We start from the raw sequence: 9,654 nt of genomic DNA on the forward strand, positions 1-9,654 counted from the left end.
TAGCACAAAAACCATGTGTTAGGGTGTCATCCTGAAAAAAGTGATACTTGTTTGATGGCAAATAGCCGCATTAACGTCGTTATTTGTCACACAGTTATTGACCAACTGAAGCATTCAGGGGATGAGCATGTCTGTTCAAGGTATTGAAGGGGTTTTACAGCAGTTACAGGTCACCGCATTGCAAGCATCTAACTCTGCAAAAACGTTGCCAGTAGAAGCAGGTTTTGCCACTGAATTAAAAGCAGCTATCGGTAAAATAAGTGATAATCAGCAGACAGCCCGCACACTGGCGCAGAATTTTGAATTAGGCGTGCCCGGCGTTGGTCTTAATGATGTGATGGTGAATATGCAAAAATCATCAGTCTCTTTGCAGCTCGGAATTCAAGTACGTAATAAGTTGGTCGCCGCTTATCAAGATGTAATGAATATGGGCGTGTAGGCAGATAAGATCATTGAATTATATAGTAAAAATAATCACCCAAATTTCTTATGGGGCATGAGTGGGGCATTTTGCCAGAATTTCGTATTGAGTATTGATATGGCTTGCTGGATATTTCTGCGAAACGCCTCAAGGCGTTATTTCATTTCTGCCCTGTGATGCTGTTGAATACTCACCCCCACAACCTAATTTGAAGATATAACTTTGGCGATGAAAGCTCCGCTGTCACTGTCTTATCGGTTTTTTCTCGCCTCTCTGGTCTGAATCTGAATGTGATATTGCGGCGCATTGGGTGACACGCGAAACGGCGTAGCCTCATCCAATACCCTTGTTTTAATGCTGTACCCCATTGACTGGCGCAAATCAGCCGCAATCTTTTTGTTTTTTCATGTAAAAACCCAATACGCAGAAATCTGACAGCGAAGGCTCGGTTAATCACGGGTTTTTTTTGCTTTTCTGCATTCGAATCAATGCTGGGGCGGGAATTCAAAGGTTATGAAACAGCGCTAAACCGAATTTTAGGCATAAAAAAAATCCCTTATCTCCGTATGTTTGATAAGGGATGCCAAGAGGCCAACACCAGGGAAATCGTTAATATGCTAATTATTTTACATCCAACCTATTATCACGATGTGATCTGGGTCAAACTTTTTATGTAATTACTGCATTTATTACACAAATCATATTGTTGTGAATTTGTAATTATTTTGTGGTGCAATTTGAGTGACTCTAGGGAACAATACCTCGGATGGATAAAATAGTAGCCTGCGCTCTTACCCGGCCGACGTATTGACTAATGGCATGGATAATATTCACGGCATTAAGACGGATGCTTGAATTACTGCAGACTGGCAGAAGAATATCCTACAGTAGAATCCTAAGAGAATATAATTAGTTATTAAATAACCTAGGAACGATTAAAAATAACCTGGCTTTCCCAGTATTAAATACCGCCCAAGATACTCCTTTCTTATGGCGATAATTGATTTCGCACCGGTAAGCAAAAAATCACCCACAGACTTATGTAACAATTCGAAGCTATATTTATTGTTCAAATCAGTTGTTATAGGTGATTGTTATGAGAATTAATTTGATGCTATTTCTTTTCTCTCTCCCTGTTTTTGCTTTTTCCAAAGAGCCGCTCCCCCTTTTGGCGGTACCGGCAATAATGAAAGTCTCAGAGGCAGTTTGTAGTAATCGTTATGTGGAAAAAGAACGAATTGCCTGCATGAAATTAGTCGATTTATCGATTTTACAGGCCTATTGGGCCGGCCAGATGAAAAATACCTGCTCCTCAAAATTTGATACATCAAAACCGACCTGCGTTAATGTTAAAAGGCTGATAAGTGCATTAGACAGTATGGGAGGGCAGTATCTTGAAGAGTAATATAAAGAATTAATTATCTTTATTAAACGCGCTGTCAGTATCACATATTTTCTTCATGGGATAATGCCCATAGATAAAGTGAGGCTGTCGTCCCATAGGGTGCATAGCGGCGGCGGTATTTTTCAAAACGTTCGCGTGGTAATGTTTTATGGCGATATAAGTTCATCATGCCACGGCGAATTGCCAGGTCGCCCCAACTGAGCACATCCGGACGAGAAAGTGAAGATATGAGCAGCATTTCCGCTGTCCAAATACCTACGCCATTAAGACTTGATAGCTGAGTAATGACCTCATTGTCAGGTAGCTGGGATATGGCCAATAAATCCAGTGAGCCATTAAGTGCTGCATCGGCAGCGCCTTTAATATATCCGGCTTTTCTCATGGTCATACCGCAGGCTTGAATAGCCTCTATTGGCGCTGCTGCAATTGTCATTGGTGTTACTGTACCCAGTAATGTCACTAGCCGTGAATTAACGGTCTGAGCCGCTTTAACCGAGATTTGCTGGTCTACAATATTTCTTATTAGCGCGGCAAATAAATCTGGGGATAATGGGCGAGCTATCATTCCTAATCTCTCGATAGCCGCCGCCATTTTTTTATCTCGCTTTTTGAGATGATTAATTTCTGTTTCGCCATAGCTATAAAACATACCTAAAAACTCCACTGTGATATCAACCCAGAATTGACAGCATAGCCTTAACTCTGGTTATTGCACAGTCTGTATCTGCCAATGGAAGTTATGCGGTCTGCGCTAACGAGATATTGTGATGCCCTATCTTTTGCAGTAAGTCTGAAGCGTCAATAATATCTACTTTATCCGCTGGCAGATGAGCAATGGCATAGTCATACCAGATACCGGATTGCAGGAATAAAATAAACAATTCTCTGTCCAAATGATTCTCATTTACCATATTAACCATGATATTAAGTGCTTCAGATAGTAACTTCCCAGGTTTATAAGGGCGGTCGGCGGCTGTCAGGGCTTCAAACACGTCGGCAATAGCTATTATCCGAACCGGAATACTCATCTGTTTATAGGTAAGCTGATACGGATATCCTTTACCATCCATTCGTTCATGATGCCCGCCGGCAATGGTCGGTACATTCGCCATAGTGCGAGGGAAGGGGAGCTTTTTCAGCATGATAATAGTCTGCATAATGTGTTCATTTATTTTATAACGATCTTCTTCCGTCAAGGTTCCACGCCGAATACTAAGGTTGTAAATTTCACCGCGATTATAAAGAAAGGTTGGTTCTGGTAATTTGAAATCATAAAATTCTGAGCGTTTATTTCTGTGGTCGCGGTAAATTATATGTTCCTCTTTATCTGCCAGTAGTGGTTCTTGTACAGGGAGAGATGCCGTAGGGTGTCTGGCTTTACGAACCTGCTCTTCTGGGGCAATACCGGCTTTATCATCTAATGTTCTCACCCAATGATAACCGGCAATATGCTGGATACGGGCGAGGGCTTCGTCAGACATAAATTCACTGCCAATATTACAGCTGGCAATAAAGTAAAAATCTTCATCTAACTGGCGTAATTCATCAGCCAATAATTGCTGCTCAACTTCACCGGCAGTAACAGAGGCATAACGACGTAAAAAGGTAATTTCTTTCTCACATTTTAAGACTTCAAATCTCATGCGTATCTCATGAATCCGGTCATAAATTAATTCCAATTTGGTTGATTTATCCACCACAAATTCCGGCGTGGTTATCTTGCCACAGTCATGTAACCAACAGGCTGTATGCAGTTCTTCCCATTCATCTTCTGATAAATTGAAGTTAGCGAAAGGCCCTTCTTGCACATTAACGGCAGCTCTGGCCAGCATTTCGGTTATTTCTGGTACGCGCTGGCAATGCCCACCGGTATAAGCACTTTTGGCATCTATTGCGCCGGCAATCAGTTCAATAAAGGCGTTGAGTAGATTTTTTTGTTCTTGTAATAATTGTTGAGTTTCTACCGCAATGGATAGGCTACCAACCAACGCATTAACTAACTGAACTTTCGAGCGCTCACGTTCAGCATTTAAAATATAAGGATTAAATAGCAGTAAAAAACCTAATAGCTGTTCATCATGTGCTTTCATTGGTACAGCGATAAAACGTAATGGCAAATAAGGTTGTAGGAAATCTTGCAGTTGATTAAGGATATTATCTTTATTCAATGTCCCGGTAATAGTATTCCCCTCCAACACGGGTCTAAAGGTGGCAAAATTATTTTCTGTGATTTGCAATGAAGACATGTCGGCAACAGAGATAGTTTCGCCATGCCAGCGAAAGGCTGTTGGAGTAAATATGCCCTTATTTTTATCGGCCAGAAAGATAATCCCTCCGGTCATGGCTGCAATATTAGTCGTTTCACTCAGCAAACCCTGCATCTGCCGGGTAAAATTATTTTCAGATGTCAGCATATTACCCATTGAAATAAACTGCTTCAGTGTTAACTTCATTTTTGACATAGATTTATGCAGTTCATCTACTTCTTCAATTACCGAGTGTTCTAACTCGCGATCCTCAAAATATAAATTACTGATGGCGTCAGCATCTTGACGAAGACGAATAAGGGGTTTAGATATTTTTCTTGAAAAATACCAGACCACTGGCAAGCTGAGTAGCAGCAGGATAAATGCAATAAATGTCGAATGGTTACGAATGGAATTGGCATCCGCCATCAGGTAACTGGCCGGTGTGGCAATAACCAACTGGTATTTATTACCACCGTTATTAATGTCTACAACTGAGCCAAACCAGGATTGGTTTTGTGCTTCAAACATGATGCTATGGTTATTATTATTGCCTGCTGTGGCCTTATCTGAAGGGGTATTTTCATAAACGTTAAGCAATGTCTGTAATACAGGAACATGTTTGTCTGCATTGAGGGTACTTACAGCATCACCTTTAACTTTGGGTAGGCTGGCGATAACCTCACCACGAGAGTTAATAATGATTGCCTGACTGTCGGGTGCTAAATTTTGTCTTATTAAAAATTGTGATAAAGATGCGAGAGAAACATCCAACCCGATAATGGACTGTTTATTTTCCGCTTGACGGCTATAAGTAAAACCAGCCTCACCTGTACCTTTGAATATATAAATAGGGGAGGTTACTAATGTGGGGGAGGCCGAGGCCAGAATAAACCAATCTCTGCGCCTTGGGTCATAATTATCATTATCCTTGGGTATAACAGCGATGACTTGTTGTTGTTTATTCAGATAAATAAATTTTTTCTCCGGCAAACTATCAAGGAAACGGTTACTTTGAACCATCCACTCAGCATCTTCTGGAGCATGAAACAATAAACGGTTGGCTTCTGTCAGCCGCCGTAACATAAATAAATCGCCGTTAGGATAAGCGCTATATACAGCACTTGCGTAGTCATTCTGCTTCAGAATTTCAATAAACTTACCGACAAAATTCATTCTTTGTTCAAGAGTCGCTAATTCGGTAATTTGCATGCTGGCAAGAATATTAACAGACATTATCATTGGCCGGGTTACTGCATCCAACTCAGCGGCAATGGCCTCGCCCGTTTTTTGATACTGTCTATTGGTGCTGATTTCAGTCAATTTAGTCAGTTGGTGATGACCGTAAATAATAATTACGGTGCCGATTGAAACAATTAGCACCGTAAAAAGCACCGCAATTTGGATGTGTAAAGGATAGCGGCTTTTTAACCCGAACAGCTTGCTTAGCATCATAACCATCCCAGAAGATTATTTTTTAATCAATTTTAATCATAGAATGCACTCGGCTAACTAGCATATTTCCTATTTAACAGTGAGTTATAATTAACTTAATGATTAAGATGGTTTTTTTGATATGAAGGCGAGATTATTGGATGAAAAGACTAATGGCCAAGCTAAATAAAATGTTTTAACGCGTGGAATATCTAAAAGCAGTGTTTATCAGCCTAACCCATTAACAGCAAAAGGATATAGGTAAACTTGGGGCAGGGCAGTGGATATGTTTGTTGGCTAGAGATAAATCATCTAGAGTAAAAGATATTTGGCATTCTTACAGATTTATATAGAGTCTAAATCAGGAATTGAGAGATTTAAATAATCATGATAGACGAGGGGCGGCGGATCATTATCGGGTGGTTGCACACGATGATGACCTCGAATAGCCGTGGGAGCAAAACCAAAACGTTTACGAAAACGTTCAGCAAAACGTGATGCGCTCTCGTAACCCACTTGGCTGGCAATTAATGAGATTGGCCAATCTGTCCCTTGCAACAAGCGTAATGCGCTGGTCATCCGGACATCAATCATTAAATCACGTAGTTGTATATTTTCAGCAGCTAATTTTCGTCTTAATACGACTTCGCTCATTGCCATATGGGCGGCGACCTCATAGGCTGACCATATTCTGTGTGGATCAATAGCCAGGCAGCGACGCACTTTTTCACTTAATGACTGACTCTCACTGAGTATAAATTTGACGCCCAGTTGAGCCAACCAAAGAAATAATTCAAGCATACGGTGTCTGATGATAGCTGGCGGAATATCACCCGCATCGGAGAGCGCTTTAAAGGTATTGCCGAAAGTATTAATAAATTCGGGTGCTACATTACGTACCGGCATTACCTTTGGAATAACCCCAAGGCCAGCAGATGCGGGATGATTGGCAAAGGTTGCTATTAGGCGAGGATCACACCGGAGTTGATGACTAAAAAATAGCCCATCATCCGAGATGCTATTAATGATATCAATTGTTTGACCACTGCTGACTGCAACTATTTCGCCTGATTTAACAATACACTCTTGATTACCCCAGCGGATAAGTTTGTGTCCACGATTAACCATAATGAGTAATGGATGCTCAATATAGACTGAGGCGAGCAGTAACTCTGAGTGTTGAATAATATGTGCCGAACTACCTACACCAGGGCAAAAATTAATTGAACGTTCCATCGATATTCATTTCACAATTATTAACCTAAGAATATCATTACGCTTTGAATTGCAGACTAGCAACTTATTTTAATAGAAAATCCAAAGCAACTGACTATTTTAGCGAAAATAATTTATTATGAGAATAATAGTCAGTTAGATATGAGCGATTGTTACTGCCAATATAATTCCATGTTAAAAAAATGATGGTGGTTGAATATTATTGCTATGTTAATGATTTCAATTGCAAGTGACAGTTTTGCTAAAGCTCGATATATAGCGACGGCGTAAACTGTAGGTTATTGTGTTTCACCTAGCAATAATGCATGGTCAGGAAACTGACCATAGGTATTATTAACTGCCTGTTGTCGGGTGGATTGACCGACTAACTCACTCAATGTATCGAGGCGCTGTTGTAATAAGCGTTTAATTTCGATTTCATTATCTAAAATCACTCTTAATTTCTCACGTAATAACTCTTGTAGTACTAGCGATGAGCACGAAGAAATAGTGAGTTTAGCAGTGTGTTCAACCGCTTTAAGGTAAGTCATTTCGAGATCAACCAGCGCATCCCAATTGCCCTCGGTCGCCAGCATTAACATTTGCTCACTGAGGGTCAGGATTTGTTGATAATCGGACAAAAGGTGCTGGTGACGTTCCATTAAATGGGGTCCTAATCAGGTTGATAATTGGGGCCGATTTGCCGCCAGGCATCCGCAATATTTTCGAGCAAAGCGAGCACTTCGGTAATTGCCTGTTCGTCATTATGCAAGTTGGCATGCAGCAAGCGCCGCGACATATAGTCATATAAAGCTGACAAGTTCTGCGCCAGCTCACCGCCTTTTTCCATATCAAGACCTGCACTCAGTCCATTATCAATAATGTTAATGGCTTTAGAAAGTGCAGCACCTTTGGCTGGGATATCTCCCTGATTCATCAAGATGCGGGCACGAACCAGGGCGCTCTGCGCCCCGTCGAATAGCATCACGATCAATTGATGTGGGCTGGCGCTCATTACACCACTTTCCATGCCTACTTGTGCGTAAGCTTGCACCCCTGATCGATTGTACATGTCCTATCCCTTATGAAGAAAATTGCTTAGTTAAGAAGCTGATAGTACTGTTCATGGACGTCATCATTTTATCCAATTGAGTAAATTGCGTTTTATAACGCTCAATGGTTAATGCAATGCTAGCCGTGGTTGCAGTGACTTGAGTATCCAGATTCTTTAATGACTTATTGATGCCATCAGTAGCACTTTTCAGTGTGCCCTTAGTGGCATCCAATACAGTATTCAGCAAGTTATCAGTTTGGGTTGCAAATCCAGTCTCTTTGCCATCACCAACAAAGAATGCCACCACACCATTTGGCTTCTCGGTTAAGGCTTTATCCAATTTAGTTGAATCTATCGTCAGTTTGCCTTTGATATCTTGTGTAATACCCAGGCTGGCTAAGGTATTCACATCGCCAGGTTGCGCAGATGCCAATTGACTTTTTAACTGGGTCTGGATACTGCGCAATGTGCCATCACCCACCAGAGCACCATTATTTGCTGACTGATCTTTACCCTGTTCAACCGCCGTATATTGGGTGAGTGAACCAAAAGTGGTTTGCAATGAGTTATAAGCGTCAACCCAAGTTTGAATGGCTGTTTTCATCGCGGTGCTATCGCGCGTGATGCTCAATGATTCTGGCTCATTGGTCTTGGTTTTGGCTTTCAGTGTTAAGGTAACACCTTGTGGTGCATCGGTAATGGTATTGCTTTGGCGATTAATTGCCACACCGTTGACTGTCAGTTCCGCATTTTCTGCAGCCACTTTTTGTGTCAGGCCACCGCTGCCACCGGTGCTACTTGGTGTGTAATTAAGAAAGTCATTTAAAGTATCATCACCAGTGACACTGATGGTCATTTCTGACTGAGTACCGGTATCTTTCGACGTTAACGCCAGATAATAGGTATTATCATCCGCTTTCATGATACTGGCACTAACACCGCCTTCTTTTTTATTAATGGCATCGCGGATGCCCGTCAGTGAGGTTTGGTCACTAGTCAGGGTGACTTCAAGCGGATCTTTTGTGCCAGGTTGGGTGATGGTGATCGTCCGTGAGGCATTATCATTACCTAGCTTATTGGTCGCATTGGGTACCTCTGCTGACAATAAGGATTGCGCTTTCGCCAGGTTAGTGACTTCGATAGTATAACTACCTGCACTGGCCGCACTATCAGTTACAGCACTGAATGCTGTGTTCGTGCTACTTACGGCAGTAGAGCTTAGCTTGTCAGCTTTTTTCAGTGCGGCTGAAGCGGTTTCTACTTTTGCCAGCGCACTTTGCAAAATACCATAAGCGGTAAGTTTGCTTTTATAACTTGTTTGCTGTGTGGTCAGCGGGGTTAATCGTGCTTGTTCAGCATTTGATAAACTCGTCAAAAGAGAACTTAGCTCTAATCCTGATCCTACGCCCAGCGAACTGATACTTGCCATGTCTAATCCTTAATATTCAAGTGTCGTTACCGGGTTATCGGCCAAGGGATGGAAAAGTTTACACATAAAATAGAAATTATGATGGGTAGAATAGCAGGGGATAACAGAGTGCTATTTGCGGCATTGACATGCCTGTTAGTGGCAATATTCCAAAATAGTTAATTAAAGGTTTGGCCAAGCCCGCCGATATAAGTTGTAACGGTAATAAACCGTGGGCGGTGAGCCCGAACCATAATCTAACAGAATTTAAGGAATACCTACTATGGCGGTCATTAACACTAACAGCTTGTCTCTGCTGACTCAGAACAACCTGAATAAATCCCAGTCTTCTTTAGGCACCGCCATTGAGCGTTTGTCTTCCGGTCTGCGTATCAACAGCGCAAAAGATGATGCAGCGGGTCAGGCGATTGCTAACCGTTTCACTTCTAACATCAACGGCTTGACTGTGGC

Annotated in this window: 9 protein-coding genes; 3 read left to right on the plus strand and 6 right to left on the minus strand. The window is 41.7% G+C overall.

Annotation, left to right across the window (positions count from 1 at the left end; genetic code table 11):
* Nucleotides 1-127 precede the first annotated feature (127 nt).
* Both fliE and YROHD0001_RS05980 read left to right on the plus strand, forming a co-directional pair.
* Entirely contained in the window at nt 128-439 is a 312-nt protein-coding gene (fliE, locus tag YROHD0001_RS05985; protein WP_032817259.1) for a flagellar hook-basal body complex protein FliE, read from the plus strand.
* 1,078 nt (nt 440-1,517) lie between these two features.
* Nucleotides 1,518-1,826 (plus strand): hypothetical protein, encoded by a 309-nt coding sequence (locus YROHD0001_RS05980; protein WP_004715440.1) that lies wholly within the window; start codon nt 1,518-1,520, stop codon nt 1,824-1,826.
* A gap of 40 nt (nt 1,827-1,866) precedes the next feature.
* Here the strand turns inward: YROHD0001_RS05980 and YROHD0001_RS05975 are convergent, their stop codons facing one another.
* The 6 genes from YROHD0001_RS05975 to fliD form a co-directional block, all read right to left on the minus strand.
* Nucleotides 1,867-2,475: a DNA-3-methyladenine glycosylase family protein gene (locus YROHD0001_RS05975; RefSeq protein ID WP_032817263.1), complete on the minus strand. Its 609-nt coding sequence runs from the start codon at nt 2,473-2,475 to the stop codon at nt 1,867-1,869.
* Nucleotides 2,476-2,563: 88 nt separating this feature from the next.
* Complete coding sequence (locus YROHD0001_RS05970; protein ID WP_032817271.1) at nt 2,564-5,524, minus strand: HD domain-containing phosphohydrolase; 2,961 nt, start codon at nt 5,522-5,524, stop codon at nt 2,564-2,566.
* Between the two features lie 327 nt (nt 5,525-5,851).
* Complete coding sequence (locus YROHD0001_RS05965; RefSeq protein ID WP_004715444.1) at nt 5,852-6,742, minus strand: helix-turn-helix transcriptional regulator; 891 nt, start codon at nt 6,740-6,742, stop codon at nt 5,852-5,854.
* Nucleotides 6,743-7,020: 278 nt separating this feature from the next.
* The gene (fliT, locus tag YROHD0001_RS05960) at nt 7,021-7,383 is read right to left on the minus strand and encodes a flagella biosynthesis regulatory protein FliT (RefSeq protein ID WP_004715445.1); all 363 of its coding nucleotides are present in this window, start codon (nt 7,381-7,383) and stop codon (nt 7,021-7,023) included.
* Between the two features lie 11 nt (nt 7,384-7,394).
* Nucleotides 7,395-7,793 carry a flagellar export chaperone FliS gene (gene fliS / locus YROHD0001_RS05955; protein ID WP_032817265.1) on the minus strand — a complete coding sequence of 133 codons (399 nt, stop codon included), beginning with the start codon at nt 7,791-7,793 and terminating at the stop codon, nt 7,395-7,397.
* A 10-nt stretch (nt 7,794-7,803) separates the two neighbouring features.
* The gene (fliD, locus tag YROHD0001_RS05950; RefSeq protein WP_004715447.1) at nt 7,804-9,204 is read right to left on the minus strand and encodes a flagellar filament capping protein FliD; all 1,401 of its coding nucleotides are present in this window, start codon (nt 9,202-9,204) and stop codon (nt 7,804-7,806) included.
* A 262-nt stretch (nt 9,205-9,466) separates the two neighbouring features.
* On the opposite strand from fliD, the gene YROHD0001_RS05945 reads away from it, so the two are divergent.
* Nucleotides 9,467-9,654, plus strand: a 188-nt coding sequence (locus YROHD0001_RS05945) for a flagellin N-terminal helical domain-containing protein (RefSeq protein ID WP_004715449.1), incomplete at its 3' end; no start/stop codon positions are given.

Source organism: Yersinia rohdei ATCC 43380 (assembly GCF_000173775.1).
Lineage (GTDB): Bacteria > Pseudomonadota > Gammaproteobacteria > Enterobacterales > Enterobacteriaceae > Yersinia > Yersinia rohdei.

Excerpts from the sequence above, each read along its gene's own strand:
- fliE (WP_032817259.1), top strand. The coding sequence starts at position 128 with ATGTCTGTTCAAGGTATTGAAGGGGTTTTACAGCAGTTACAGGTCACC.
- YROHD0001_RS05980 (WP_004715440.1), top strand. The coding sequence starts at position 1,518 with ATGAGAATTAATTTGATGCTATTTCTTTTCTCTCTCCCTGTTTTTGCT.
- YROHD0001_RS05975 (WP_032817263.1), bottom strand. The coding sequence starts at position 2,475 with ATGTTTTATAGCTATGGCGAAACAGAAATTAATCATCTCAAAAAGCGA.
- YROHD0001_RS05970 (WP_032817271.1), bottom strand. The coding sequence starts at position 5,524 with ATGCTAAGCAAGCTGTTCGGGTTAAAAAGCCGCTATCCTTTACACATC.
- YROHD0001_RS05965 (WP_004715444.1), bottom strand. The coding sequence starts at position 6,742 with ATGGAACGTTCAATTAATTTTTGCCCTGGTGTAGGTAGTTCGGCACAT.
- fliT (WP_004715445.1), bottom strand. The coding sequence starts at position 7,383 with ATGGAACGTCACCAGCACCTTTTGTCCGATTATCAACAAATCCTGACC.
- fliS (WP_032817265.1), bottom strand. The coding sequence starts at position 7,793 with ATGTACAATCGATCAGGGGTGCAAGCTTACGCACAAGTAGGCATGGAA.
- fliD (WP_004715447.1), bottom strand. The coding sequence starts at position 9,204 with ATGGCAAGTATCAGTTCGCTGGGCGTAGGATCAGGATTAGAGCTAAGT.